The organism is Micromonospora sp. WMMD558 (genome assembly GCF_049315255.1).
In the GTDB taxonomy this organism is placed as follows: Bacteria; Actinomycetota; Actinomycetes; order Mycobacteriales; family Micromonosporaceae; genus Micromonospora.
This window is the reverse complement of record NZ_CP186061.1, coordinates 3,477,709-3,503,688: the sequence shown is the minus strand read 5'-3', so window position 1 is coordinate 3,503,688 and position 25,980 is coordinate 3,477,709. Positions and strand designations below refer to the sequence as shown.

Sequence of the window (25,980 nt, the reverse complement as noted above, 5' to 3'; positions counted from 1 at the left end):
CAGGAGAGTATGGAGGGTATGCAGCTTCGCACCGACCTCCGCAACGTCGCCATCATCGCCCACGTCGACCACGGCAAGACGACCCTGGTCGACGCCATGTTGCGGCAGGCCGGCGCCTACGGCGCCCGTGGTGAGGTGACCGAGCGGGTCATGGACTCGATGGACCTCGAGCGGGAGAAGGGCATCACCATCCTCGCCAAGAACACCGGCGTGCGGTACCTGCCGACGGACGGGTCCGACCCGGTCACCATCAACATCATCGACACCCCCGGGCACGCCGACTTCGGCGGCGAGGTGGAGCGCGGCCTCACCATGGTCGACGGCGTCGTGCTGCTGGTCGACGCCAGCGAGGGCCCGCTGCCGCAGACCCGGTTCGTGCTCCGCAAGGCGCTCAAGGCCCGGATGCCGATCATCCTGGTGATCAACAAGGTGGACCGCCCCGACGCCCGGATCAAGGAGGTCGTGGACGACACGTACGAGCTGTTCCTCGACCTCGACGCCGACGAGGAGCAGATCGACTTCCCGATCGTCTACGCGTGCGCCCGCGACGGCATCGCCTCGCTCACCCAGCCCGCCGACGGCTCGGTCCCGCAGGACAGCCACAACCTGGAACCGCTGTTCCGCACCCTGCTCGACACCATCCCGCCGCCCGCGTACGACGAGGAGGCCCCGCTCCAGGCGCACGTCACCAACCTCGACGCCTCGCCGTTCCTCGGCCGGCTCGCGCTGTGCCGGGTGCGGCAGGGGACGATCGCCAAGGGCCAGACCGTGGCCTGGTGCCGCACCGACGGCAGCACCCAGCGGGTCCGCATCTCCGAGCTGCTGATGACCGAGGGCCTGGAGCGCAAGCCCGCCGACTCCGCCGGGCCGGGCGACATCATCGCCGTGGCCGGCATCCCGGAGATCATGATCGGTGAGACGCTCGCCGACGCCGAGGACCCGCAGCCGCTGCCGCTGATCACCGTCGACGAGCCGGCCATCTCGATGACCATCGGCACCAACACCTCGCCGCTGGTCGGCCGGGTCAAGGGCGCCAAGGTCACCGCCCGCATGGTCAAGGACCGGCTCGACAAGGAGCTGATCGGCAACGTGTCGCTGCGGGTGCTGCCCACCGAGCGCCCCGACGCGTGGGAGGTGCAGGGCCGCGGTGAACTGGCCCTCGCGATCCTGGTCGAGCAGATGCGCCGCGAGTCGTACGAGCTGACCGTCGGCAAGCCGCAGGTCGTCACCAAGGAGATCGACGGAAAGACCTGCGAGCCGGTGGAGCGGCTGACCATCGACGCCCCGGAGGAGTACCTGGGCGCGATCACCCAGCTCCTCGCCACCCGCAAGGGCCGGATGGAACAGCTGGTCAACCACGGGACCGGCTGGATCCGCATGGAGTGGCTCGTCCCCGCGCGCGGCCTCATCGGCTTCCGCACCGAGTTCCTCACCGAGACCCGGGGCACCGGCATCCTGCACCACGTCTTCGAGTCGTACGAGCCGTGGTTCGGCGAGCTGCGGACCCGCAACAACGGCTCCCTGGTGGCCGACCGGTCCGGCTCCGTCACCGCGTTCGCCATGACCAACCTCCAGGAGCGTGGCCAGCTCTTCGTCGAGCCCGGCACCGAGGTGTACGAGGGCATGATCGTTGGGGAGAACTCCCGCTCCGACGACATGGACGTCAACATCACCAAGGAGAAGAAGCTCACCAACATGCGCTCCTCCACGGCGGACGAGACCGAGAAGCTGATCCCGCCGCGGAAGTTGTCGCTGGAGCAGGCCCTCGAGTTCTGCCGCGAGGACGAGTGCGTCGAGGTGACCCCGGCGGCGGTCCGCATCCGCAAGGTGGTGCTCGACCAGACGCAGCGGGCGCGCACCGCCGCCCGCCGCAAGCACGCCGGCTGAGCACCGGCAGGGGCCCCGCACCACGCCGTCGTGGTGCGGGGCCCCTGCGCACCGCTACCCTCGGCGGGTGATCTTCGACGCGCTGGACGCCCACCTCGACCGGGTGCCCGGCACCGTGTCCGCGTACGTGGGCCGCCTCGACACGCCCCCCACCTGGACCCGGCACCCGGACGCGACCCACTACGCGGCGAGCACGATGAAGGTGGCCGTGCTGGTGGCGCTGCACCGCGCCGCCGAGGCCGGCCGCCTCGACCTCGACGCTCCGGCCCCGGTCCGCAACGAGTTCGACTCCGCGCTGCCCGGCGCGCCCCGCTTCTCCTGCGCCCAGCACTACGACAACGACGACACCGTCTGGGACCGGGCCGGCGGCGCCGCACCCCTGCGCTGGCTCGCCGAGCGCATGATCGTCCGGTCCAGCAACCTCGCCACCAACGTGATCATCGACCAGGTCGGCCTGCCGGCCGTGGCCGACGTGTGGGCCCGCGCCGGAGCCCGGCACAGCGTCACCGGCCGCGGCATCGAGGACTTCGCCGCCCGGGACGCCGGCATCACCAACCTGGTCACCGCCGCCGACCTGGCCGCTCTCCTCGGCGGCCTGGCGCGCGGCGCCGCCCGGCCCGGCCGGCTGGCCGCACCGGAGAGCTGCGCCGCGATGCTCGACACCCTCGCCGCGCAGGAGCACCGCGAGGACCTCGCCGCCGGCCTGCCCGCCGGCACGCGCATCGCCCACAAGAACGGCTGGGTCCGCGGCGTCCGCCACGGCGTCGGCGTCGTCGCGCCCGACGACGCGCCCCCGTACGTCATCGCCGTCTGCACCACCACCGACGCCGCCGACGGCGGACCGAGCGGCGAGGACGTCGAGGACGACGCCTGCCGCCTCATCGCCCGCATCTCCCGCGAGGCCTGGAACGCCCGCCACAACCTGAACTGACCGCTGCGCCGCGAGGAGCCACCATGCCGTCCCGTCGTGTCCTGCTGGCCGCGTTCGCCGTCGTGGCCGCCGCGAACCTGCTCGCCAACGCCACCGGCAGCGCCATCGGTGAACTCCTCACCAAGCCGCTGCTGATGCCGCTGCTCGCCGTATACCTCTGGCGGGCCGGCACCGACCGCGGCGCCCGGCCCGACCGGCTCGTCCTCGCCGCGCTGGCCTTCTCCACCGGCGGCGACGTCGCGCTGCTCGGCGACGGCGACGCGGCCTTCCTCGCCGGGATGGCGCTGTTCCTGGCCGCGCACGTCTGCTACGTCGCGGCCTTCACCCGGGGCGGCGCCGCCGCCGCGCTGCGCCGCCCGCCGCTGGCCGCCGTCCCGCTGGGGTACGCGGTGCTGACCGTCGCCGCGCTCGCCTGGATGTGGCCGGGGCTGAGCGACGCCGGCCTGGCGGTGCCCGTCGCCGGGTACGCGGCGGCCCTGGCCACCATGGCGAGCACCGCCGCCGCGCACGGCTGGCGCGTCGGCCTCGGTGGCGCGCTCTTCCTCGGCTCCGACCTGCTCATCGCCACCGGCGTCGCCGGAGTGGGGACCCTGCCCGGCCCACCGATCTGGGTGATGGCCACCTACGCCGCCGGTCAGGCCCTCATCGTCACGGGCTGGGCCGCCCGCCCCACCGCTCCCGCACCGGTCACTCCAGCAGCCGCGCCCGCAGCGCCGTGACCAGATCGTCGTTCACCCCGAGCCCGTCGCGCAGGTACGCCCCGAACGACCCGTGCACCCGCCGCACCTCGTCGTACGCGGCGTCGAGGTACTCGTCGCGCACCTCCAGCACCGGGCGTACCGCGTCGACGTCCAGGTCCGGCTGCCGCCGGCGCATCGCGGTCAGGATCACCTCGCGCAGGCTCTCCGTCAGCGGGTTGTTGGCCAGGTAGTCGGCGCGGACCGCCGCCTCGTCCACCCCGAGCGCGTGCAGCAGCACCACCGTCAGCCAGCCGGTGCGGTCCTTGCCGGCCGAGCAGTGGTAGAGCAACGGCAGATTGTCCGCCTCGGCCGCCAGCCGCACGGCGGTGCCGAACCCGACCCGCGCCGACTCCCCGGTCACGAACCACCGGTAGATCGCCGTCATCGCCGCCGGAGTGCCCTGCCCGGCGAGTTCCGCGTACGCCCCGAGGTCGTGGCCGAGCAGCACCGCCGACACGTACGTGAAGACCGGGTGCGCCGCGTCGTGCACCGGCAGGTGCACCACCCGCGGCTCGCCCGGCAGCCGGTCCGGCGGGGCGACCGCCTGCTCCGAGGCGTCCCGCAGGTCCACCACGCAGGACGGTCCCAGCTTCGCCAGCACCGGCAGGTCCTCGTCGGTCAACCGGCCCAGCGCCGGGGTGCGGATGAGCACCCCGGGGCGTACCCGCCGCCCGTCCGCCCCGACCAGTCCGCCGAGGTCACGCGCGTTCGGCGCGCCCACCAGATCCCACTCGCGCGCCCTCATGCCGCCGCCCCGCCGCGCTCGGCGGCGCCCCGCGGCACCAGTCGGCTGTGCGTGATCCGCTCGCTCATCCGGCCTCCCCATCGCCTGCCCGTCCCCCTATAGGGTGCCCGACATGACGATCACCGCGGTACGCACCCACCGGCTCTCCGCGCCCCTGCACACCCCGTTCGTCACCGCGCTGCGCCGCACCACCACCGTCGACACCCTCGTCGTGGAGGTCGTCGACGCCGACGGGCGCCGCGGCGTCGGCGAGGCGCCGCAGGTGTGGCAGGTGACCGGGGCGTCGACGGCCGGCTCCGAGGCGTGCGTCCGCGAGGTGCTCGGCCCGCTGCTCACCGGCCGGGACCCGGACGACCTGGTGGCCCGCTGCACCGAGGTGGGGCGGGCCGTGGCCGGCAACGAGGCCGCCAAGTCGGCCGTCGACGTCGCCCTGCACGATCTGGCCGCCCGGCGGCTCGGCGTACCGCTGGTGCGGCTGCTCGGGGGCACGGCCCTGCGCGTCCCGACGGACGTCACGCTCGCCGCCGGCGACGCGGTGGACCTCGCGGCCGCCGCCCGGGCGCGCCGGTCCGAGGGCTTCGACGTGCTCAAGCTCAAGGTCGGCACGGACGCGGCCGGCGACCTGGACCGGGTACGCGCGGTCCGCTCCGCGGTCGGCGCGCGGGTCCGCATCCGGCTCGACGCCAACCAGGGCTGGACGCCCCGCGACGCCGTCCGGGTGATCCGGGGCATCGAGGACGCGGGGCTGGATGTGGAACTGGTGGAGCAGCCGGTCCCCCGGTGGGACCTGGACGGCCTGGCCTGGGTCAGCGAACGGGTGTCCACGCCGATCCTCGCCGACGAGGCGGTCTTCGGCGTCCGGGACCTGGTCGAGGTGATCCGCCGGCGCGCGGCCGACCTGGTGAACGTCAAGCTCGCCAAGTGCGGCGGCCTGCACGTCGCCCGTACCCTGCTCGACCTCGCCGTGGCCCATGGCATGGGCACGGTCGTCGGCTCCATGATGGAGACCCAGGTCGGCATCGGCGCGGCGGCCAGCCTGGTCGCGGCGTACGGCACGACCGCCGTCCCGGACCTGGACGCGGCGTGGTGGCTGGCCTGGTCGCCGGTTCGCGGCGGTCCCCGGTACGAGGGCGCGTCGGTGGTCCTCGCCGACGCTCCGGGCCTCGGGATCGACGCGCTCGCTGAAGCAAAGATTCAACAGGTCGATTGATCTTTGGCGGAAACTTTCATATCGTCGCGGCAGCGGGCGGCGTGACCTGGGGGTGGACCGTGGAGCTGCAAACCGGCCGCGAGGCCGTCGTCCGGGTCGGTGTCGCCACCCTGTGGGCCTCCCCCGAGGCGGTACGCGCGGTCGACAGCCCCGCCCTCGCCCCGCGCACCGACATCGCCGCCTGGATCGCCGGAATGGACGCCGACCAGCAGGTCGGCGACTGCGTGCTCAGCCAGCTCCTGCTCGGCGAGCGGGTGCTGGTGACCGAGCTGCGTCCCGACGGCTGGGCACACGTCGTCGCGGTGGAACAGCCCGCCAAGCTGGACCCGCGCGGCTACCCCGGCTGGCTCCCGGCCGGCCAGCTCGCCCCGGCGACCGCGCTCCCCGACACCGACCCGCTCGTCGTGGACGCCACCGTCACCGCCCTGCACGCCACGCCCGACGGTCCGGTCCGGCTGCCCGGCGTCGTCCTCGGCACCCGGCTGGCCACGGCCGGCCCGGTCGTGGCCGGCTGGCGGCCGGTGCACGCCCCGGGCCACGACGTGCCGCTCTGGATCCCCGCCCGGCACACCGCCGCCGTCGCGGACGCCGCCCCCACCGCCGAGGAGGTGCTGGCCGTCGCCCGTCGCCTGCTCGACGTCGTGTACGTGTGGGGCGGCGTCTCCTCGTACGGCATCGACTGCTCCGGCCTGGTCCACCTGGCCTGGCGGCGCTTCGGCGTACGGCTGCCCCGCGACGCCGACGACCAGGCCACCGCCACCACGCCCCTGCCGCCCGGCAGCGAGCGCCCCGGTGACCTCTACTTCTTCGCCCGCCCCGGACGGGGCATCCACCACATCGGCATCGTCACCGCCGACCCGCGCCCCGGCGACGACCGCCGGATGCTGCACGCCTGTTACCGGCAACGCCGCGTCCTGGAGGAGCGGCTGCCCGCCGACCGCACCGCCACCCTGGTCGCCGCCCACCGGGTCTGACACCACACGAACGACGGCGGGGGCGCCCCACCGGAGCGCCCCCGCCGTCACCGGCGTCTCAGCCGCGGGCCTTGACCAGCTCCCGGCGGCGGTCCCGGGACGACTTGACCAGGCTCGCCACGGTGGCCGCCAGCAGGGTTCCGAGGATGACCGTCAACGACAGCCAGATCGGGATGTGCGGGGCCCAGGCGACGTGCTCGCCGCCGTTGATGAACGGCAGGTTGTTGTCCGCGAGGGCCTCCAGCACCAGCTTCACGCCGATGAAGCCGAGCACCACCGCGAGGCCGTAGCTGAGGTAGATCAGGCGGTCCAGCAGGCCGCCGAGCAGGAAGTAGAGCTGCCGCAGGCCCATCAGCGCGAACACGTTCGCGGTGAACACCAGGTACGGCTCCTGGGTGATACCGAAGATCGCCGGGATCGAGTCGAGCGCGAAGATCAGGTCGGTCGTGCCGATCGCGATCATCACGATCAGCATCGGCGTGAACAGGCGGCGGCCGTTCTCGTACGTGGTGAGCTTCGCGCCGTCGTAGTCGCGTGAGATGGGCAGCGCCCGGCGGCTCCACCGGATCAGCACGTTCTCGGTGAACTCGTCCTCGTCCGGCTCGCCCTGCCGGGCCAGGTTGACCGCCGTGTAGATGAGGAAGGCGCCGAAGATGTAGAAGACCCAGGAGAACTGGGAGATCAGCGCGGCACCGGCGGCGATGAAGCCGCCACGCATGACCAGCGCGAGCACGATGCCGACGAGTAGCACCTTCTGCTGGTACTGCCGGGGCACGCCGAAGCGGGCCATGATGATCACGAAGACGAAGAGGTTGTCCACCGAGAGGCTGTACTCGGTCAGCCAGCCCGTGTAGAACTGGCCCGCCGCGCTCGGCCCGGACGCGAGCCAGACGCCCGCGCCGAAGATCAGAGCCAGGGCGACGTAGAAGCCGACCCAGAGGCTCGACTCGCGCACGCTGGGCTCGTGCGGGCGTCGACCGATGATCAGAAGGTCGACGAGCAGGATCGCCGTCAGTGCGACGAGCGTTCCCGCCCACACCGCTCCGGACACGTCCAAGGTTCATTCCTCCGGCAGACACGCAACGTCCGGCACACCGTACGCCCTCACGGGGCGCGGTGAGCCGGTGACGCTGACTCTGGTGACTGTCGGAGGTCTCTTCCGCCGCCGCCCCCGGATGGGACGGCGACCGACGGGGCCGGGTCGCGCCACCGGGGGCCGGCGGTCGACCGTGCTGACGACTCCGTCGCAGGGGAATACTCCCCTCCTCGCCCGTCATTCTCACCCACTGCGGCCAGTGACCGCACCTTGGGCGTCCGGTGTCCCTCCCCACCTCTCCGAACGGAATAGCGCCGATCACCGCGCATAAGGCTTCCTAGGAGGCTAGCCTCCAGCCTCGACCCGGCCGGCGCCCGGCCCGGCCGGCGCGGAACACCGCGCAGTGCAGGTCCCAGACCGCCGGATCGGCGTAGTCGACCGGATGGTCGTCGTACGTCCCGACGAAGCACACCCACGGGGCACCCGCGTGCGCCTCACGCAGCCAGGCCAGCCGCAGGTCGAGCGGGATCGACTCCCGGCGCGACGGTGCCACGACTACGGTGACGGCGGCGCAGCGGACGGCGGCGGCGGCGATCAGCGCGTGGTGCCCGGCGTGCGGCGGGTAGAACTTCCCGACCACCAGGCCGTGCCGGAAGTCGGCACCGCGCCGCACCTGCGGGCCGACGCCGGACCGTTCCCGCCCGATCACCCTGGAGATCCGTCCAGCCGGCGGGAAGCCGCCCCCGCCGCGAACCCCGCGCGCGCCGCCGTGCGAGGCTGCGCACATGGTGCTTGAGGTCGCGTTGATCGACGTGCTGCCGGGACACGAGGACAAGTTCGCCGCGGCGTACGCGGAGGGGCACCGGGTGCTCGCCGGCACGCCCGGCTGCCGGTCGGTGCGGATGACCCGGGGCGTGGAGTCGCCGTCGCGGTTCGTGCTACTGGTCGAGTGGGACTCGGTCGAGGCGCACACCGAGAACTTCCGGAACACCGAACGGTTCACCCGGTGGCGCGAGCTGATCGGCCCGCACTTCGCCAACCCGCCGCTGGTCGAGCACTTCGTCGACGTGCTCGCCTGACCCTGTCGTACCCGACGCCTATCGTGCTGTCCGCACGCGCCGGTCGCCGGTCCCGACGGGCTCGGGGGCGCCGGGCCCGGACGACCGCGCGGCTGCCGCCGTCAACCCTGCGACGGCCACCACGTCAGTCGGCGAGCCGCCGGCCCAGCGCCGCGACCGTCTCCTCCGGTGTCAGCGCGGCCTCCAGCAGCCACCCGGTGAGCCGTTCGTACCGGTCCACGTCGACCGGTGCGACCAGCCGGACGTCGGTGGTCAGCGCCTCCAGCATCACCGTGCGGGGGTCGGCCGGATCCGGGAACGAGTAGCAGGAGTACGGCGTGAGCGGCTGCACCCCGCCGCGTGGGGCCCGGTCGCGGGGCAGCAGGCGGATCGTCACGTTCGCCAGCTCGGCCAGGTCGACGAGGTGCCGGAGCTGCTCGCGCCACACCTCGGGCGGTGTGTCGCCGGCCTCGCACGCCGCCTCGGCGAGGATCGCCGTGTAACGGGGTGGGTCCTCCCGCCGCAGCACGTCGTGCCGGATCAGCCGGGCCCGGACGTCCCCCTCGACGTCCACCGTCGGGTCCACCAGGTGGCCGGCGGTGACCCGCAGCCGCGCGTACGCCGGGGTCTGGAGCAGCCCGGGCACGACGGCGGGCTGCCAGTCGACGATGCTCGCCGCACCGGCCTCCAGCTCCGCGTACGTGCGCTGCCGCTCCCCCATCTCGCCCAGCGCCCGCCACCAGCCCCGGCTCGTGGCGGCGTCCCGGGCGATGACGATGAGCGCGTCCCGCTGGGCCGGTGGCACCTGGTAGACGTCGAGCAGGTCCAGCACGTCGGCGAGGTCCGGGCGGCTCTGCCCGAGCTCGATGCGGGACAGCTTGGAGGTGGAGGCCCAGCCGAGCCGGTCGCAGACCTGCTCCAGGGTGAGTGCCTCCCGTCGGCGCAGTTGACGCAGCTCGGCACCGAGTCGCGCGCGTCGGATGACCGGACTTGTTGGCAACGGCATTTCCCGCCTCCCCACCGAGGGAGAGTACGCAGGACGATCACCCAGCGCAATACAACGCTTGCGGAAAGCGACGTTCCCGGGTGTGGCGCTGCCGGCCCCGGCCGCTCCGTCGGCCGGGGCCGCCGCGTTCACGGCCGGTACGTGCCGAAGGACCAGACCCGGCCGGCCGGGTCCCGAGCGGCGTAGTCGCGGGAGCCGTAGTCGGTGTCGAAGGGGGCGCGGACGATCTCGGCACCGGCGGCCCGGGCCCGTTCGTGATGGGCGTCCAGATCGTCCACCGCGACGTAGACCGCGTAGTCGTCGTCGGCCGGGCGGCTCCGCGGGCCCGGCCCCGTGCCCACCATGACGATCCCGTCGTCGAAAATCAGTTCGGCGTGCGTGACGGAACCGTCAGGTGTCTCGTGCACCTCGTGCACCCGGAAGCCGAACGCCCGGCACAGCCACTCGATCGCGCCCCGCCCGTCCGGATAGCGGAAGGTCGGATAGATGCTTCTCATGGGGCGATCCTGTCGGCCACCCGGTCAGGCCGGATTGGACGAATGTGATCCCGCCAGCGCGCCGGGGGTGGTGCCGGTGAACTCGCGGAAGTCCCGGATCAGGTGCGACTGGTCGTAGTACCCGCAGCACGCCGCCAGCTCCGCCCACCCGCCGCACCCCCGCCGAGGGGCGGCCCCACCGGGCGTCGGCGGGGACACCAGGTCCCGGGAGACGGTCGCGTACGCCCGCTGGAACCGCAACAGCCGGGCGGCGGTCTTCGGTGACACGCCGATCTCCTGCCGGAAGCGGACGGTCAGGTGCCGGCGGCTCCACCCCAGCTCGTCGGCCAGCTCGGCGACGCCGATCCCGCCGGCGGTGCCGGCCAGGCGTCGCCAGGCCCGCCCCAGCCGGGGGTCGACCGGCGCGGTGGCCGCCAGTCGGGTGGCCACCGCGGCGTCGAGCAGCGCGAACCGGCGGGTCCAGGTGGCCTCGCCGGCCAGCCGGTCGCCGAGCCGGGCCAGCCACGGGTCGGGCAGCCGGTCGAGTGCGACCGCCCGGTTGGTCACCTCGTCCAGTGGCAGGTCGAGCAGCCGGCGCGCGGCCAACGGGGTGAGGATCAGCTCGATCCCCGTGCCGACGCCCCGTGTCGTGGTCGTGCACCACCCGTCGTACGGGCCGGCGACGAACGAGGTCACCCCGACGGCGCCGGGCGCGGCCGCCCGCGGGTCCACGACGTCCAGCGGGTCGCCCCAGCCGAGGACGAGCACGACGAACGCGCCGGCCGCCTGACGCCGCACCAGCGGGAGCGGCGCGGTCTCCCGGTAGCCGAGGTAGTGGTCGACGAACGGGCGCAACCGCGCCTCCGGCGTGCCGACCACCACCTCGTCCATGGTCATCCCCGGGCGCTCACTTCACCCCGGCGGCGTCCATGCCCCGCAGTTCCTTCTTCAGCTCGGCGATCTCGTCGCGGATCCGGGCCGCCAGCTCGAACTGCAGCTCCCGGGCGGCGGCAAGCATCTGGTCGTTGAGCTCCTGGATCAGCTCCGCCAGCTCGGCCCGGGCCATCCCCTCCCGGGCGGGACCGGCGGCCCGACCCCGGCTGCGGGTCTCCTTGACCGGCGCCTTGCCCCGGGAGAGCTGCCGCACCGCCCCGCCGACCCGGGTGTCGGTGTCCTCCGCCTCCCGGTAGATGTCGTCGAGAATGTCGTGGATCTTCTTGCGCAGCGGCTCGGGGCTGATGCCGTTCGCCTCGTTGTGCGCGATCTGCTTGGCCCGCCGGCGGTTGGTCTCCTCGATCGCCTCCGCCATCGACGGGGTGATCTTGTCCGCGTACATGTGGACCTGGCCGGAGACGTTGCGCGCCGCGCGGCCGATCGTCTGGATCAGCGACCGGCCGCTGCGCAGGAAGCCCTCCTTGTCCGCGTCGAGGATGGCGACCAGCGACACCTCGGGCAGGTCGAGGCCCTCGCGCAGCAGGTTGATGCCGACCAGCACGTCGTAGTCGCCCTTGCGCAGCTCGCGCAGCAGCTCGACCCGGCGCAGCGTGTCCACCTCGGAGTGCAGGTACCGCACGCGGATGCCGTTCTCCAGGAGGTAGTCCGACAGGTCCTCGGCCATCTTCTTGGTCAACGTGGTGACCAGGACCCGCTCGTCCCGCTCGGTGCGCAGCTTGATCTCGTGCATGAGATCGTCGATCTGGCCCTTGGTCGGCTTGACGACCACCTCCGGGTCGACCAGGCCGGTCGGACGGATCACCTGCTCGACGAACTCGCCCTGGGCGTGCTCCAGCTCCCACGGGCCGGGCGTGGCCGACAGGAACACCATCTGGCCGACCCGCTCCAGGAACTCGTCGAAGCGCAGCGGCCGGTTGTCGGCGGCGCTGGGCAGCCGGAAGCCGTGATCGATCAGCATGCGCTTGCGGGAGGCGTCACCCTCGTACATGCCGCCGATCTGCGGGATCGTCACGTGCGACTCGTCGACGACGGTGAGGAAGTCGTCCGGAAAGTAGTCGAGGAGGCAGTGCGGCGGGCTGCCGGGCAGCCGACCGTCGATGTGCATCGAGTAGTTCTCGATGCCGGAGCAGAAGCCGACCTGCCGCATCATCTCGATGTCGTACGTGGTGCGCATCCGCAGCCGCTGCGCCTCCAGCAGCTTGCCCTGCCGCTCCAGCTCGGCCAGCCGCTCACCCAGCTCGGTCTCGATGTCGCGGATCGCCCGCTCCATCCGCTCCGGGCCGGCCGCGTAGTGCGTCGCCGGGAAGATCAGCAGGTGGTCGACCTCACGGACGACGTCACCGGTGAGCGGGTTGAGGTAGTAGAGCTTCTCCACCTCGTCGCCGAACAGCTCGATCCGGACCGCCAGCTCCTCGTACGCCGGAATGATCTCCAGGGTGTCGCCGCGGACGCGGAACGTGCCCCGCTGGAAGGCCATGTCGTTGCGGGTGTACTGGATGTCGACGAGGCGGCGCAGCAACTGGTCCCGGTCCAGCTCCTGGCCGACGGCGACCCGGACGGCGCGGTCCAGGTACTCCTCGGGGGTGCCCAGGCCGTAGATCGCCGAGACGGTGGCGACCACCACCACGTCGCGGCGGGTCAGCAGCGACATCGTCGCCGAGTGGCGCAGCCGCTCGACCTCCTCGTTGATCGAGGAGTCCTTCTCGATGTACGTGTCGGTCTGCGGAATGTACGCCTCGGGCTGGTAGTAGTCGTAGTAGGAGACGAAGTACTCCACCGCGTTGTGCGGCAGCAGCTCGCTGAACTCCTTCGCCAGCTGGGCGCAGAGCGTCTTGTTGGGGGCCAGCACCAGCGTGGGGCGCTGCATCCGCTCGATGAGCCACGCCGTGGTGGCGCTCTTGCCGGTGCCGGTCGCACCGAGCAGCACCGTGTGACGGTCGCCGCGCCGGACCCGCCGCTCCAGATCGTCGATCGCGGCCGGCTGGTCACCGGCCGGCTGGAACTCACTGATGACCTGGAAACGGCCGTCGAGCCGGGGAATGTCGAGCGCCATGACATCCACGGTACGCCCGGGGTCCGACACCCTGGGCCGACTACCGACGGTCCGTGACCGGCTTCGATATTCCCATTGTGTGCCCCATCCCACAGGACTACGCTTTTCGCGTAGGCCGCTCGCGGCGGCCGACCGGGCCGGTGGCCGGGCCCTCGACGGCCGGCCGCCCCCGGCACAGGGGTCGCAGCACCCGTTTCCGGAGTGCGCACCCGACGTGGTCGCGCTGACGGCGCTGACCGGCCGCCGCGAGCGCCCCTACACGTCACCCCCGGCCGGTGAAATCCGTTCAACCTCGCGTGGAGTCCTCCGCCCGCCGCCGCCGCACGCCACCCGAACCGGAGCGCCCGCCGGCCGCCGGCCGCGCTCCGCACCCGGTCGACCCCGACCACGTCGAGCCGGATCCGCCGCCGACGCCCGGCGACACGGCACCGGCCCGCACCCCGGCGCCCGGCACCGCCCCACGCGGCGCCCGCCGGCGCCGGATCCCCGGCGGCGTCCCTCCCCCGGCACCCCACCGCCCGCTGCCCGACGGTACCCAGACCGGTCAGCTTCCCCGGGTGCTCACCGGCCGCCGCCGCACCACCCTCCTGGTGCTCGCGGCAGTGGCCCTGGTCTCCGCCGTCGCCCTGGTCGTCGGGCTGCTGAGCTGGGCGCCCCGACCGTCGGACCCGCCCCGCGCGCTGACCGCCGAGGAGCGGACGCGGCTCGCGGCGATGCGGGTCACCAACTACCGCGACCTGCGGGCCGGCGTGCGTCTGACGGCGGGAACCGGCGGCGAGCGCACCGAACTGGTCGGCTGGGTGGACTGGTCCCGCCCCCTGGTCTACCTCGACGTCGGTGGACCGGGCGCGGGCCCCGCCCGAGGGCTCCTCCAGGCCACGCCGTCGACGGTGGTCCTGCGGCCGGACCCCGACGCCGTACCGACCCCGGCGCCCCCGCCCCTGGTGCCGCCGGCCGACCGGTGGCGCCTGACCGCACTGCCCGCCGGCGGGCGCCTCGCCCCCGTCCTCGATTTGCTGTTCGGGCTCGCGGCCGACCGGCCCGACGCGCCGGCCGCCGACACGGCGCGCTGGACCGGCCGGACCGACGTGGCGGCCCAGCCGGTGGACATCCTGACCGCGCCGCTGCCGGCACCCGCCGACGCCGCCACGCCCGCGCTTCCGGACGGGCGCTGGTGGGTGGACGGCGACGCCCGGCTGCACCGGCTCGAGGTCCGGCTGCCCGGCGCCGGTCCGGTCACCGTGCAGCTCAACCGCACCGACCGGCCCACCCTGCGCCCGGTGGACGCCCTGGGCGGACGACCCGGGACGCCACGGACACTCACCCCCGCCGAGCAGCGCCGCCTGGAACGGCTCCCCGCGCGCCTGCGCGACGTGGGCGGGGCGACCGTCACGGTCACCGCCCCGCTCGGCCCCGGCACGAACCTGCGCGGCGCCGGCTGGCTCACCTGGAGTCGGCGGGACGCCTACCTCGTCGTCGCCGACCTCGACCAGCCGGGGCGACGGACGCTGGTGCGGCACGACGCCGGCCGCGCCACCCGGACGGACGTGCCGGCGGGCACCGTCCCCGGCACCGTGGAGGCGCCCGGCCGCCCGCCGCTGCCGGTGCCGGTGGACGGCTGGCGGGCCGCGCCCGCCGACGACCTCACCACGCTGGTGGCGACCGCCCTGCGGGCCGGAACCGCCGCGCCGATCGGCACCGCCCGACGGATCCGCGAAGACAGCCTCGCCGGGACCGGCGTCGACGTGGTGGAGCTACGGTCGTCCGGCGCGCGGCTGCGCTACTGGATCGACCGGTCCGGCCTGCTGCGCCGGCTGGAACTGCCGACCCGGGCACACACGTGGGCGCAGCTCGACCTGGTGCCGGGGTCGGTGCCCCGACTCGACGCCGCACGCACCACCACGTCGGGCGGGCGGTGACCGGTCAGGGCCGCCAGCCGGTCTGCACGGCCCACTCCTCGGCCCGCAGGTGCTCCTCGTCGAACCACGGGTCCTTCGCCGTCGAGTAGGTGACGGCGTCCGGCGCGGAGGCGGCCAGCTCGCGCTTGAGCAGCAGATACGCCGCCCGCTGGTCCGGGTCCGCCCGCAGGTGGTCCCGCATCAGCAGCGCGTACCGCCAGCCCGGCGAGCCGGCTACCCGGACGTGCAGGTACGCCGGCCGGGCCGGGTCGGCGCTGCCGTGCAGCCGCTTCTCCCACCGGTCGTCACCGGGCAGCCGGGGCGTGTCCCACCACTCGCCGGGCAGGCGCGGGAAACCCGCCTCGGCGAGACGCTCGGCCAGCGGCCCGTCGGCGTCGGCGAGGCGCGGCACGGTGAGCTGGACGTCGATCACGTCCTTGGCGGCGAGGCCGGGGACCGCCGTGGAGCCGATGTGGTCGATCCGCAGGTCGGCCGGGGCGACGGCGTGCCGGATCCGGGCGGCCAGCCGGGCGTACTGCAGCGGCCACGTCGGGTCCGCCTCGATCAGTTCGACCCGCGGCGGTCGGACCGCCCGCCGTTGGCGGACGTTCGCCTCGTAGGGCAGCAGTCGGTCCGCCCAGAGCGCGTCGACCGCGGCGTGCAGCTCGGCGAGGGTGCCGTCGTTGGTGAGCACCACGTCGGCCGCCGCCCGCCGGCGGGTGTCGTCGGCCTGCGCGGCGATCCGCCGCCGGGCCTCCGCCGGGTCCATCCCCCGGTCCCGCGCCAGCCGCTGCAGCCGCGTCGGCACGGCCGTCTCCGCCACGACCACCAGGTGGTACGTGGGCGCGAGCCCCACCTCCACCAGCAGCGGCACGTCGTTGACCACGATCGCGTCCGGCCCCGCCGCGGCGACCAGCTCGGCGCTGCGCGCCCGCACCCGCGGATGGATGATCGACTCCAGCGTCCGGCGGGCGTTCTCATCGGCGAAGACCACGGCGCCCAGCGCGGCGCGGTCCAGCGCACCGTCGGGGGCGAGCACGCGCTCGGAGAAGGTGGCGACGATCTCGGCGAGCCCCTCGGTGCCGGGGGCGACCACCTCCCGGGAGATCAGGTCGGAGTCGACGACCACGGCGCCCCGCTCGGCCAGCCGGGCCGCCACCGCGCTCTTGCCGGAACCGATCCCGCCCGTCAATCCCACCTTCAACACGGCACCAGTCAACCGGATCATCCGCGACGTGCCAAACCGGACTCGGGCCCCGCGATGTCCGGCCGCGCGCCGCGGTGACGCCGGCATCGCGCTGTCCGGTCTGGCCGGATGCCGCGACGGCGTTGGCATGGAGTGGATCACGAGGTCGAGGTGATCGACTCAGCCTGCGGCAGCTCGGGCCTGGTCGCGGCAGGACGGGCCCGGTATGCCCCGTCCCGCGTCGATCATGTGTGGTGGCCGGCTCGACGGCCGGCGTGGAAACGGCGAGGGCCCCGCCCCGGCGATCTGTCGATCGCGGGGACGGGGCCCGTCGTCAGCGACGGCTCCGGGCGCTGCGGCGTCAGGCGCGCCGAGCTGGAGTTGTCGTGAGGGTCACTTGCCGCCGGCGAGCTTCTCCCGCAGCGCGGCGAGCGCCTCGTCGGTGGCGAGGGTGCCGGCCGGCTCCTCGGCCTGCCGGCTCGGGGCCGGGCTGGTCGTGGTGGTGGTGCCGGTGGCCGGAGCCGGGGCGGCGGCCGCCTCGGCGTCGGCGGCGCGGGAGGTCTGCACCTGCTTCTGGTGGGCCTCCCAGCGCTGGCGCGCCTCGGCGTACTGCTGCTCCCAGGTCTCGCGCTGCTTCTCGTACCCCTCGAGCCACTCGCCCGTCTCCGGGTCGAAGCCCTCCGGGTAGATGTAGTTGCCCTCGGCGTCGTAGGTCGCGGCCATGCCGTAGAGGGTCGGGTCGAAGTGCTCCTCGCCCTCGACGAAGCCCTCGTTGGCCTGCTTCAGCGACAGCGAGATCCGGCGACGCTCCAGGTCGATGTCGATGACCTTGACCATGACCTCGGAGCCGACCTGGACGACCTGCTCCGGGATCTCCACGTGGCGCTCGGCCAGCTCGGAGATGTGGACCAGGCCCTCGATGCCGTCGTCGACCCGGACGAACGCGCCGAACGGCACCAGCTTGGTGACCTTACCGGGCACGATCTGCTGGATCGCGTGGGTGCGGGCGAACTGCCGCCACGGGTCCTCCTGGGTCGCCTTCAGCGACAGCGAGACCCGCTCGCGGTCCAGGTCGACGTCCAGGACCTCGACCTCGACCTCCTGGCCCACCTCGACGACCTCGGACGGGTGGTCGATGTGCTTCCAGGACAGCTCGGAGACGTGCACCAGGCCGTCCACGCCGCCCAGGTCGACGAAGGCGCCGAAGTTGACGATCGAGGACACGACGCCCTTGCGGACCTGGCCCTTCTGGAGCTTGTTGAGGAACTCGGTGCGCACCTCGGACTGCGTCTGCTCCAGCCAGGCCCGGCGGGACAGCACCACGTTGTTGCGGTTCTTGTCCAGCTCGATGATCTTGGCCTCGAGCTCGCGGCCGACGTACGGCTGCAGGTCACGCACCCGCCGCATCTCGACCAGGGAGGCCGGCAGGAAGCCGCGCAGGCCGATGTCGAGGATGAGGCCACCCTTGACCACCTCGATGACCGAGCCGCGGACGACGCCGTCCTCGTCCTTGATCTTCTCGATCGTGCCCCAGGCGCGCTCGTACTGGGCGCGCTTCTTCGAGAGGATCAGACGCCCCTCCTTGTCCTCCTTCTGGAGGACAAGGGCCTCGATGTGGTCGCCGACCGACACCACCTCGGCCGGGTCCACGTCGTGCTTGATCGACAGCTCCCGAGAGGGGATGACACCCTCGGTCTTGTAGCCGATGTCGAGCAGGACCTCGTCCCGATCGACCTTGACGACGGTGCCTTCGACAATGTCGCCGTCGTTGAAGTACTTGATGGTCTCGTCGATCGCGGCGAGGAAAGCCTCCTCGGAACCGAGATCGTCGACGGTGACCTTGGTGGCGCTCGAGGGGGCCTCGATGCTGCTCGTCATGTGGGCGGTTGCTCCGGTCGGATGGGTTGTCATCACGGACGTGGGCCGCGGTGACCTGTTCGCGCCAGCGGATCCGCCGCCGGGCACACCCTACGATCGCTGATGGGGATCATGATGTGGCTCCGTCGACCGCGCACCTGCTCCCTGCCGAGGCACACGATCCGCGAGCGCATCGTCTAGCCTACCCGCTGCATTACCACAGCGTGCAAGCCCTCCCACCTCATCGCTACCTCGTCAGCTGCGAAAGCGGAGATTTCAGCCCGAACTCGCCTCGGGTGTCACGCGAGTCACACCGGCCCCACCGGGCAAGGGTAGGGCGTGGTCGGGGGGCCGAGGACCGACGCGCCGACGGCCCCGCCGGCCGCGGGCGCCGGGTCGCCGCCTAGCGTGAGCGGGTGGACGACGACAGCCGGGTGGCCCGCCGCACCGTCGGCGACGCCGAGGCGCGCCGCGCCAACCGCCGCTGGTGGGACGGCGACGCCGACGCGTACCAGGCCGAGCACGGAGCCTTCCTGGGCGAGGTGGACTTCGTCTGGTGTCCCGAGGGGCTGCGCGAGGCGGACGCGCGCCTCCTCGGCGAGGTGTCCGGGCGGCGGGTGCTGGAACTGGGGGCCGGAGCCGCCGCCGCGGCCCGGTGGCTGGCCACGCAGGGAGCCCGGCCGGTCGCCCTGGACCTGTCCGCCGGCATGTTGCGGCACGCGGCGCTCGCCGCCGGCCACACCGGGGTACGCGTACCGCTGGTGCAGGCCGACGCGCTCGCCCTGCCGTTCGCGGACGCCGCGTTCGACGTGGTGTGCACGGCGTTCGGCGCGGTCCCGTTCGTCGCGGACTCGGCGGCCGTCATGCGGGAGGTCGCCCGGGTGCTGCGTCCCGGGGGGCGCTGGGTCTTCTCGGTGACCCACCCGATGCGCTGGATCTTCCTCGACGATCCGGGCGAGCACGGGCTGACCGCCGTGCACTCGTACTTCGACCGCTCCCCCTACGTGGAGCAGGACGAGCACGGGGTCGCCACGTACGTCGAGCAGCACCGCACGCTCGGCGACCGGATCCGGGAGCTGGTGGGCGCGGGCTTCCGGCTGGTCGACCTGGTCGAGCCGGAGTGGCCGGAGGGGCACGAGGGAATCTGGGGCCAGTGGAGCCCGCTACGGGGGCGGCTCTTCCCCGGCACGGCCATCTTCGTCACCGAGAAACCGCCCACCTGAGAACCGGACCCGCGGGGACCGGACGCCTGAGGACCGGACCCGCGGGGACCGGACGCCTGAGGACCGGACGCGCGGGGACCGGACGCGCGTGAGGGCGCGGGCGGGCGGCGGTCCGGGCCCGGGGCCGACGGCGCGGAGCCGGCCGGGCGAGACCGGTCAGGCCCCGGCGGCGGTCGTTTCCGCCGATGTCCTCCGGGTACCCGGACGGCATGGCCAAGCAGGAGTTCCGCGAGGGTGACCACGTGTCCTGGGCCAGCCACAGCGGCCGGGCCCACGGCGTGGTCAAGGAGAAGCTCATCGACCGGACGCATGTACGCGGGCACACCGTCGACGCGTCACCGGAGGACCCGCAGTACCGCATCCGCAACGACCACTCGGGGCGGGACGTCGCCCACCGGCCGGAGGCGCTTCGCCATGAGCGGCGGTGACCAGGACCGGGACACCTACCGGGAGTTCACCGAGGCGGTGAACATGAAGCCCCGCGAGCTGTCCACGTGGCTGGAGACCGACGAGTCCAAGCACGTCGGCTGGCGCCGGAAGGGCGCCAAGAGCGGCGAGTCGGTCGGCCACGAGTCCGGCCGGAAGATCATCGACCTGTTGCGCCGTAAGCGTGGCGACCTCTCCGAGGCCGACTACAAGCACATGCGCAAGGTCGTCGGCTACGTCCGCCGGCACATGGCTCAGCGGCCCAGCGGCGACGTCCGCGACACCCGGTGGCGGTACTCCCTGATGAACTGGGGGCACGACCCCCTGAAGGGACCGCTTCCGCCGCCGGGCGGCCCGTCGAGGAAGGCGCTGGAGCGGCGCGGGGCCCCGCCGAAGGAACGCCGGGGCCCGGGCCGGTAGCCGGCGGGGTCAGTGGTCGGCGCTGTTCCAGTCGCGGCCCTCGCCGACCGAGACCTCCAGCGGCACCGACAGCGGGTACGCCCCACCCATCTCGCGCCGGACCAACGCCTCCAGGGTCTCCCGCTCGCCGGGGGCCACCTCGAAGACCAGTTCGTCGTGCACCTGGAGCAGCATCCGGGAGCGCAGCCCGGCCTCGCGCAGCGCCGTGTCGACGTGCAGCATCGCGACCTTGATGATGTCGGCGGCCGAGCCCTGGATCGGGGCGTTGAGCGCCATCCGCTCGGCGATCTCCCGCCGCTGCCGGTTGTCGCTGACCAGGTCGGGCAGGTAACGGCGGCGGCCGAGGATCGTCTCGGTGTAGCCGTCGTGGCGGGCCCGGGCCACGACCTCCTGGAGGTAGTCGCGCACCCCGCCGAACCCGGCGAAGTAGTCCTCCATCAGGCCACGCGCCTCCTCGGTGCTGATCCCGAGCTGCTGGGAGAGGCCGAAGGCGCTCAGCCCGTACGCCAGGCCGTAGTTCATCGCCTTGATCTTGCGCCGCTGGTCGGCGGTGACCGCCTCGACCGGGACCTGGAACACCGACGAGGCGGTGGCGGCGTGGAAGTCGGCGCCGGAGTTGAACGCGTCGATCAGGGCGTCGTCCGACGACAGGTGCGCCATGATGCGCATCTCGATCTGGCTGTAGTCGGCGGTGAGCAGGCACTCGTACCCCTCGCCGACCACGAAGGCCCGGCGGATCCGCCGGCCCTCCTCGGTGCGGATCGGGATGTTCTGCAGGTTCGGTTCGGTGGAGGAAAGCCGGCCGGTCGCCGCCACGGTCTGGTTGAACGTGGTGTGGATGCGGCCGTCGTCGGAGACCGACTTGAGCAGACCGTCCACGGTGGTCTTGAGCTTGGCCACGTCGCGGTGGCGCAGCAGGTGCGCGAGCACCGGGTGCGGATTCTGTGCGTGGAGCCACTGGAGGGCGTCGGCGTCGGTCGTGTAGCCGGTCTTGATCTTCTTGGTCTTGGGCAGACCCAGCTCGCCGAAGAGGATCTCCTGGAGCTGCTTCGGCGAGCCCAGGTTGAACTCCCGCCCCACCGCCTCGTACGCGCCCTGCGCGGCGGCCTTCACCTCGGCGGCGAAGTGCGCCTCCAGCTCGGACAGGTACTGGGTGTCGGCGGCGATGCCGGTGCTTTCCATGGCGGCGAGGACCCGCATGAGCGGCAGCTCCACCCCGGCCATCAGCCGGGCGGACTGCTCCCCGTCGCGCGACAGCTCGGCGTCGATGGCGTCGGCCAGGTCGAGGGTGGCCCGGGCCCGGAGCATCAGGTTCTGCTCGGCCTCGCCGTCGTTGCCGAGGCCGTCGAAGGTGAGCTGGCCGGTGTCCGGCGTGTCGACCCGCAGCTCGCGGTGCAGGTAGCGCAGGGCCAGGTCGGTCAGGTCGTACGACCGCTGGTCGGGCCGGGCCAGGTACGCGGCGATCTGCGTGTCGCGGGCGACACCCTCCAGTGACCAGCCGTGCGCGGCGAACGCGAGCACCGCCGGCTTGCTGTCGTGCAGCACCTTGGGGCGGGTCCCGTCGGCGAGCCACCCGGCCAGGGCGGACTCGTCGGCGGCGTCCAGCCGCGCCGGGTCGAGCCAGGCGCCGGCGCCGGCCGCGGTGGCCAGGGCGATGCCGGTCACCGAGGCGGTGTGCCGCCGGTTGGGGCCGGTGTCCAGCGTGACGGCGACGCCCACCGCGGAGCCGGCCGGAGCGTGCGTTCCCAGCCAGGCGGCGAGCGCCCCCGGCTCGGACAGCACCTCGCCGGCGAGGTCGAAGCCGGCCTCCGCCTCCGGCTCGACGGCCTCCAGGTACTGGTAGAGCCGGTCGCGCAGGATGCGGAACTCCAGCGTGTCGAAGACCTGGTGCACCGCCTCCCGGTCCCACCCGGCCCAGCGGGCGTCCTCGGGACGCAGCGGCAGCTCCAGGTCGGACACCAGGCAGTTGATCTCGTAGTTGCGGATCACGTCGGCGAGCCGCTCCCGCAGGCTGTCGCCGGCCTTGCCCTTGATCTCGTCGGCGCGGGCGACGACGCCGTCCACCCCGCCGTACGCGGTGATCCACTTGGCGGCGGTCTTCGGGCCGACACCCGGGATGCCGGGCAGGTTGTCGCTCGACTCGCCGACCAGCGCGGCCAGGTCGCGGTAGCGCTCCGGCGGGACGCCGTACTTCGCCTCGACCGCCGCCGGGTCCATCCGCGCCAGGTCGGACACACCCTTGCGCGGGTACAGCACCGTGACGGCGTCACCGACGAGCTGGAACGCGTCCCGGTCGCCGGTGGTGATCAGCACCGACATGCCCTGGTCCCGGGCCTGACAGGCGAGGGTCGCGATGACGTCGTCGGCCTCGTAGCCCTCCTTCTCGACGACCGGGATGCGCAGCGCCGCCAGGACCTCCTTGACCAGGCTGACCTGGCCCTTGAAGTCGGCCGGGGTCTCGCTGCGGCCGGCCTTGTACTCCGCGTACTTCTCGGTGCGGAAGGAGCGCCGGGACACGTCGAAGGCCACCACGATGTGGGTCGGCTGCTCGTCACGCAGCACGTTGATCAGCATGGAGGTGAAGCCGTAGACCGCGTTGGTCGGCTGGCCCGTCGTGGTGGAGAAGTTCTCCACCGGCAGGGCGAAGAACGCCCGGTAGGCCAGGGAGTGTCCGTCGACGAGGAGCAGGCGCGGCGTCGTAGCTGTCACGGTGGCGACTCTAGTCCGTACGCCCGACAATCCCCGCCCCGACATGGTCGGCCCGCGCCCGGCGCCCGGCCCGCCCCTCCCGGCGAAGCCGCAGCTTGCGGCCCGGCGGGAAGGGAACGGGAAGCGCCGCCGTCGATGCTGGCGGCGGACGTCCACCGTCATCGGCCGGCCCGGTGCCGGCGACCCGCCCGGCCGGAGGGTCATTCGGGGGCGGGCGGGCCCGACGCGGTCCGCCCGCAGCACCCTCCGCCGTCGGCGCGGCGCGGGTCGGCCCGGCAGGGGCCGGCCCCGCCGGCGCCGATCACCCGCGGTCCCCCGACCACGACTAAACTCGCGGCGAATCCCGTTCGCCGCGCCGCAGAGGACGTCGTTGGAGCTACGCCTGCTCGGTCCCGTCGAGATCCGGCACCACGAGCGGCCCGTCGCTGTTGGTCGCCGCATGCACCGCCTCCTGCTGGGGCTGCTCGCCCTGCGGGCCAACACGGTGGTGTCGACCAGCGAGCTGGTCGACTCGCTCTGGCCCGCCCGCGCCCCGCGCACCGCCCGGGCGATGGTGCACTCGCGGGTGTCCGAGCTGCGCGCCGCGCTGACCGCCGCCGGCGTCGACGACGACCGGCTCGCCATCCTCACCGACGGTGCCGGCTACCGCGCGATGCTCGACCCCACGACCGTCGACGTGCACGAATTCCGGCGCCTGGTGGCGCGGAGTCGCGCCGCCGACGACGCGCTCGGCTGGCCGGAGCGGCGGGACATGTTGCGCGAGGCGGTCGCCCTGTGGCGTGGGCCCGCCTTCGGCGGATGGATGCCACGCCAGCCGCCGCCACCCGAGGTCGAGTCGCTCGAGGACGCCCGCCTGACCGCCCTGGAGCAGCTCTACGAGGCCGAACTGAACGCGGACACCGATGGCGGTGTGCTCGTCGAGCGGCTGGGCCCGCTCGCGGCGCAGCACCCCAGCCGGGAACGCTTCACCCTGCTGCTCATGCGCGCGCTCGCCGCCAGCCACCGGCCCGGCGACGCGCTTCGCGCCTACGACCAGCACCGCCGCTGGCTCGCCGCGGAGCTGGGCGCCGACCCGGGAGACGAGCTGCAGCAGCTGCACCTCGAACTGCTGCGCGCCGTCACCCCGGGCGGTTCGGCGGCTGCCGCCGCTCGGCCCGCGCCCGACCCCGCCGTCCCGCCCGGGCCGGCCGAACTGCCCGCGGAACCGGCCGGCTTCGTCGGGCGCAGGGCCGAGCTGGCGCGCCTCGACGCCGCCGTGGACGAGGGCGGCGCCCGCACCCTCGCGCTGGTCGGTCCGGCCGGCGTCGGCAAGACCGCGCTCGCCCTGCGCTTCGCGTACGCCCGACTGCGCCGCCGGCCCGCCGCCCACCTGTACGCGGACCTCCGCGGCGGCGCCGACCCGGTCGCCCCGGCGGCGGTGCTGGAACGGTTCCTCCGCGCCCTCGGCGTCCCCGGCGACGCCGTCCCCGCCGACGTGGAGGAACGGGCCGCCCGCTACCGGTCGGAGCTGGCCAGTCGGCCGGTGCTGGTGCTGTTGGACAACGCCGCCTCCTCCAGTCAGATCCGGCCGCTGCTGCCCGGTGCCGGCGACAACCTGGTGCTGATCACCAGCCGGCGCCGCCTCGACGGCCTGGTGGCCACCCAGGGCGCCACCCAGCTGGTTCTCGCCCCGCTCGCCGAGTCCGACGCCCACGACCTGCTCCGGCAGGGGCTCGCCCCCGGGGCCTCGGACGAGCGGGCGGAGCTGCGCCGGGTCGCCGAGCTGTGCGATCGGCTGCCGCTGGCGCTGCGGATCGCCGCAGCGCGGCTGGGCGCGCCCGGTGGCGGCGCAGCCCTTGCCGGGCAGCTCGCCGCCGAGGGCGACCGGATCGGCCTGCTGACGGCGGAGGACGTCTCGGTGCGCGCGGCGCTGCAGGTGTCCCTCGCCGCGCTGGACGGCCCGAGCCGCCGGATGTTCCACCTGCTCGGCCTGCATCCGGGGCGGCTTCCCAGCACCGACGCGTGCGCGGCGCTGGCCGGGCTGCCGCTGGCCGCGACCCGCGACCTGCTCGATAACCTGGCCGTGTTCCACCTGGTGCAGGCGCTCGGCGACCGGCACCAGATGCACGACCTGGTCCGGCTGTTCGCGGCCGAGGGGGCCGCCGCCGACCCGGCCGCCGCGTCGGCGGCACTGGAGCGGGTGCTCACCTTCTACCGGGACGCGACCGCCGCGGCCGACCGCGTCCTGCGCCCGGCGGAACGGCCCAACTTCGACACCACCGAAGCCGCCATGCGGTTCGCGGACCTGCCGGCCGCGCTGGCATGGCTGGATGCCGAGGCCGACAACCTGGTGGCGGCCGTCGAACGGGCCGAGACGGAGCATCCGCGGCTGGCCTGGCAGATCGCCGCGGCCATGTACGGCTGGCTGTTCCGCCGCCACCAGCGCGACCACTGGGTCGACCTGTACTCGCGCGGGGTGCGGGCAGCCCGGCAGGTCGGCGACCATCGGGGCGAGGCCCTGCTCAGCGGCCGGCTGGCGATCCCGCTCAGTCTGCTGGGCCGGCACGACGAGGCGGCCGGCCACTGCACCCGCGCGTACGAGCTGCGGGTCGCCGGGGGCGACCGGCTGGGCGCGGCGACGGCGCTGCTGAACCTCGCGGCGATCGAGAACAACGCTGGCCGCCCAGCCGAGGCGATCCGACGGCTCACCCAGGCCGAAGAGCAGAGCCGGTCCCTGCCGGACGCGGGCCACCTGCGCGCCCTGGTCGCCAGCAACCTGGGCGAGGCCCACCAACTCGCCGGGCGGTTCGCGCCGTCGGTCGAGCACTACCGCACGGCGTTGGCACTCGCCGAGGCGCACTGCGGAGACCGGGACGTCGCGGAGATTCTGGTCGGGCTGGCCCGTACCCACCGCCGCGCCGGCGAGCCGCGCGAGGCCCTGCGCCTCGGCGAACGTGCCGTCGCGCAGGCCCGGCAGGCCGGGGACGTGCTGATCGAGGCCGAGGCGCGCGAGGAGATGGGCCGCGCCCACCTCGCCCGTGGAGAGCACGGCCGCGCCCTGACGGAACTGGCGACCGCGCTGGAGATCTACCGGGAGAAGGGCCACCGGAGCACCGCGGACCTGGCCCGCCAGGTGGCGGGACTGACCCGGACGGCGGCGCTCTGAGCGCCTCCCGGACAGCGCGGACCGGCCGGTGGCGACGACCACCGGC

At 73.8% G+C, this 25,980-nt stretch carries 21 protein-coding genes; 11 read left to right on the top strand and 10 right to left on the bottom strand.

Going from position 1 to position 25,980, the window contains the following annotated elements:
- Positions 1-18 precede the first annotated feature (18 nt).
- The 3 genes from typA (at position 19) to ACN26Y_RS17005 (ending at position 3,537) form a co-directional block, all read left to right on the top strand.
- Positions 19-1,887, top strand: a complete 1,869-nt coding sequence (typA, locus tag ACN26Y_RS17015) for a translational GTPase TypA (RefSeq protein ID WP_155331213.1) — start codon at positions 19-21, stop codon at positions 1,885-1,887.
- 67 nt (positions 1,888-1,954) lie between these two features.
- Positions 1,955-2,818 (top strand): serine hydrolase, encoded by an 864-nt coding sequence (locus ACN26Y_RS17010; protein WP_155331212.1) that lies wholly within the window; start codon positions 1,955-1,957, stop codon positions 2,816-2,818.
- Positions 2,819-2,841: 23 nt separating this feature from the next.
- The gene (locus ACN26Y_RS17005) at positions 2,842-3,537 is read left to right on the top strand and encodes a lysoplasmalogenase (RefSeq protein ID WP_155331211.1); all 696 of its coding nucleotides are present in this window, start codon (positions 2,842-2,844) and stop codon (positions 3,535-3,537) included.
- On the opposite strand, the gene ACN26Y_RS17000 is transcribed toward ACN26Y_RS17005, so the two are convergent.
- Positions 3,506-4,303, bottom strand: a complete 798-nt coding sequence (locus tag ACN26Y_RS17000; RefSeq protein WP_422733004.1) for a tyrosine-protein phosphatase — start codon at positions 4,301-4,303, stop codon at positions 3,506-3,508. The two genes, ACN26Y_RS17005 and ACN26Y_RS17000, sit on opposite strands and share 32 nt — an antisense overlap.
- A gap of 112 nt (positions 4,304-4,415) precedes the next feature.
- Between ACN26Y_RS17000 and ACN26Y_RS16995 the strand changes: the two genes are divergently transcribed.
- Together ACN26Y_RS16995 and ACN26Y_RS16990 are read left to right on the top strand one after the other, a co-directional pair.
- Entirely contained in the window at positions 4,416-5,513 is a 1,098-nt protein-coding gene (locus tag ACN26Y_RS16995) for a mandelate racemase/muconate lactonizing enzyme family protein (RefSeq protein WP_366601999.1), read from the top strand.
- Between the two features lie 59 nt (positions 5,514-5,572).
- A complete protein-coding gene (locus ACN26Y_RS16990) occupies positions 5,573-6,487 on the top strand; it encodes an NlpC/P60 family protein (RefSeq protein ID WP_422733003.1) in 915 nt (304 codons plus the stop codon).
- A 58-nt stretch (positions 6,488-6,545) separates the two neighbouring features.
- On the opposite strand, the gene ACN26Y_RS16985 is transcribed toward ACN26Y_RS16990, so the two are convergent.
- Both ACN26Y_RS16985 and ACN26Y_RS16980 read right to left on the bottom strand, forming a co-directional pair.
- Complete coding sequence (locus ACN26Y_RS16985; RefSeq protein ID WP_155331207.1) at positions 6,546-7,544, bottom strand: TerC family protein; 999 nt, start codon at positions 7,542-7,544, stop codon at positions 6,546-6,548.
- Positions 7,545-7,860: 316 nt separating this feature from the next.
- The gene (locus tag ACN26Y_RS16980) at positions 7,861-8,232 is read right to left on the bottom strand and encodes a hypothetical protein (protein ID WP_422733002.1); all 372 of its coding nucleotides are present in this window, start codon (positions 8,230-8,232) and stop codon (positions 7,861-7,863) included.
- Positions 8,233-8,308: 76 nt separating this feature from the next.
- Between ACN26Y_RS16980 and ACN26Y_RS16975 the strand changes: the two genes are divergently transcribed.
- Positions 8,309-8,602: an antibiotic biosynthesis monooxygenase family protein gene (locus ACN26Y_RS16975; RefSeq protein ID WP_155331206.1), complete on the top strand. Its 294-nt coding sequence runs from the start codon at positions 8,309-8,311 to the stop codon at positions 8,600-8,602.
- Between the two features lie 124 nt (positions 8,603-8,726).
- On the opposite strand, the gene ACN26Y_RS16970 is transcribed toward ACN26Y_RS16975, so the two are convergent.
- The 4 genes from ACN26Y_RS16970 to uvrB form a co-directional block, all read right to left on the bottom strand.
- Positions 8,727-9,587, bottom strand: a complete 861-nt coding sequence (locus ACN26Y_RS16970) for a helix-turn-helix domain-containing protein (protein ID WP_155331205.1) — start codon at positions 9,585-9,587, stop codon at positions 8,727-8,729.
- A 128-nt stretch (positions 9,588-9,715) separates the two neighbouring features.
- On the bottom strand, positions 9,716-10,084 hold the full coding sequence (locus ACN26Y_RS16965; protein WP_155331204.1) for a VOC family protein: 369 nt from the start codon (positions 10,082-10,084) through the stop codon (positions 9,716-9,718).
- Between the two features lie 24 nt (positions 10,085-10,108).
- Positions 10,109-10,960 carry a helix-turn-helix domain-containing protein gene (locus tag ACN26Y_RS16960; RefSeq protein ID WP_422733001.1) on the bottom strand — a complete coding sequence of 284 codons (852 nt, stop codon included), beginning with the start codon at positions 10,958-10,960 and terminating at the stop codon, positions 10,109-10,111.
- Between the two features lie 10 nt (positions 10,961-10,970).
- Complete coding sequence (gene uvrB / locus ACN26Y_RS16955; protein ID WP_155331203.1) at positions 10,971-13,070, bottom strand: excinuclease ABC subunit UvrB; 2,100 nt, start codon at positions 13,068-13,070, stop codon at positions 10,971-10,973.
- Between the two features lie 296 nt (positions 13,071-13,366).
- On the opposite strand from uvrB, the gene ACN26Y_RS16950 reads away from it, so the two are divergent.
- Positions 13,367-14,989, top strand: coding sequence for a hypothetical protein (locus ACN26Y_RS16950; RefSeq protein ID WP_155331202.1), 1,623 nt, complete (start codon positions 13,367-13,369; stop codon positions 14,987-14,989).
- A gap of 4 nt (positions 14,990-14,993) precedes the next feature.
- On the opposite strand, the gene coaE is transcribed toward ACN26Y_RS16950, so the two are convergent.
- Positions 14,994-16,175: a dephospho-CoA kinase gene (coaE, locus tag ACN26Y_RS16945; RefSeq protein WP_155331201.1), complete on the bottom strand. Its 1,182-nt coding sequence runs from the start codon at positions 16,173-16,175 to the stop codon at positions 14,994-14,996.
- A 372-nt stretch (positions 16,176-16,547) separates the two neighbouring features.
- On the bottom strand, positions 16,548-18,032 hold the full coding sequence (gene rpsA, locus ACN26Y_RS16940; RefSeq protein ID WP_366601989.1) for a 30S ribosomal protein S1: 1,485 nt from the start codon (positions 18,030-18,032) through the stop codon (positions 16,548-16,550).
- Positions 18,033-18,427: 395 nt separating this feature from the next.
- Between rpsA and ACN26Y_RS16935 the strand changes: the two genes are divergently transcribed.
- The 3 genes from ACN26Y_RS16935 (at position 18,428) to ACN26Y_RS16925 (ending at position 20,080) form a co-directional block, all read left to right on the top strand.
- Positions 18,428-19,234, top strand: a complete 807-nt coding sequence (locus tag ACN26Y_RS16935) for a class I SAM-dependent methyltransferase (RefSeq protein WP_155331199.1) — start codon at positions 18,428-18,430, stop codon at positions 19,232-19,234.
- Between the two features lie 185 nt (positions 19,235-19,419).
- Positions 19,420-19,662, top strand: a complete 243-nt coding sequence (locus tag ACN26Y_RS16930; protein ID WP_422733000.1) for a DUF2945 domain-containing protein — start codon at positions 19,420-19,422, stop codon at positions 19,660-19,662.
- Positions 19,649-20,080 carry a DUF3140 domain-containing protein gene (locus ACN26Y_RS16925; RefSeq protein WP_155331197.1) on the top strand — a complete coding sequence of 144 codons (432 nt, stop codon included), beginning with the start codon at positions 19,649-19,651 and terminating at the stop codon, positions 20,078-20,080. The genes ACN26Y_RS16930 and ACN26Y_RS16925 overlap by 14 nt, the downstream gene beginning before the upstream one ends.
- Positions 20,081-20,089: 9 nt before the next feature.
- Here ACN26Y_RS16925 and polA read toward each other — a convergent pair whose 3' ends face one another.
- The gene (gene polA / locus ACN26Y_RS16920) at positions 20,090-22,789 is read right to left on the bottom strand and encodes a DNA polymerase I (protein WP_422732999.1); all 2,700 of its coding nucleotides are present in this window, start codon (positions 22,787-22,789) and stop codon (positions 20,090-20,092) included.
- Between the two features lie 370 nt (positions 22,790-23,159).
- Between polA and ACN26Y_RS16915 the strand changes: the two genes are divergently transcribed.
- Complete coding sequence (locus ACN26Y_RS16915) at positions 23,160-25,934, top strand: AfsR/SARP family transcriptional regulator (RefSeq protein WP_422732998.1); 2,775 nt, start codon at positions 23,160-23,162, stop codon at positions 25,932-25,934.
- The last annotated feature ends 46 nt before the right edge of the window (positions 25,935-25,980 follow it).

Bases quoted from the DNA above. Each gene is read 5' to 3' on its own strand.
- typA (WP_155331213.1), top strand. From the start codon at position 19: ATGCAGCTTCGCACCGACCTCCGCAACGTCGCCATCATCGCCCACGTC.
- ACN26Y_RS17005 (WP_155331211.1), top strand. From the start codon at position 2,842: ATGCCGTCCCGTCGTGTCCTGCTGGCCGCGTTCGCCGTCGTGGCCGCC.
- ACN26Y_RS17000 (WP_422733004.1), bottom strand. From the start codon at position 4,303: ATGAGGGCGCGCGAGTGGGATCTGGTGGGCGCGCCGAACGCGCGTGAC.
- ACN26Y_RS16995 (WP_366601999.1), top strand. From the start codon at position 4,416: ATGACGATCACCGCGGTACGCACCCACCGGCTCTCCGCGCCCCTGCAC.
- ACN26Y_RS16975 (WP_155331206.1), top strand. From the start codon at position 8,309: ATGGTGCTTGAGGTCGCGTTGATCGACGTGCTGCCGGGACACGAGGAC.
- ACN26Y_RS16970 (WP_155331205.1), bottom strand. From the start codon at position 9,587: ATGCCGTTGCCAACAAGTCCGGTCATCCGACGCGCGCGACTCGGTGCC.
- ACN26Y_RS16965 (WP_155331204.1), bottom strand. From the start codon at position 10,084: ATGAGAAGCATCTATCCGACCTTCCGCTATCCGGACGGGCGGGGCGCG.
- ACN26Y_RS16960 (WP_422733001.1), bottom strand. From the start codon at position 10,960: ATGACCATGGACGAGGTGGTGGTCGGCACGCCGGAGGCGCGGTTGCGC.
- uvrB (WP_155331203.1), bottom strand. From the start codon at position 13,070: ATGGCGCTCGACATTCCCCGGCTCGACGGCCGTTTCCAGGTCATCAGT.
- rpsA (WP_366601989.1), bottom strand. From the start codon at position 18,032: ATGACGAGCAGCATCGAGGCCCCCTCGAGCGCCACCAAGGTCACCGTC.
- ACN26Y_RS16930 (WP_422733000.1), top strand. From the start codon at position 19,420: ATGTCCTCCGGGTACCCGGACGGCATGGCCAAGCAGGAGTTCCGCGAG.
- ACN26Y_RS16925 (WP_155331197.1), top strand. From the start codon at position 19,649: ATGAGCGGCGGTGACCAGGACCGGGACACCTACCGGGAGTTCACCGAG.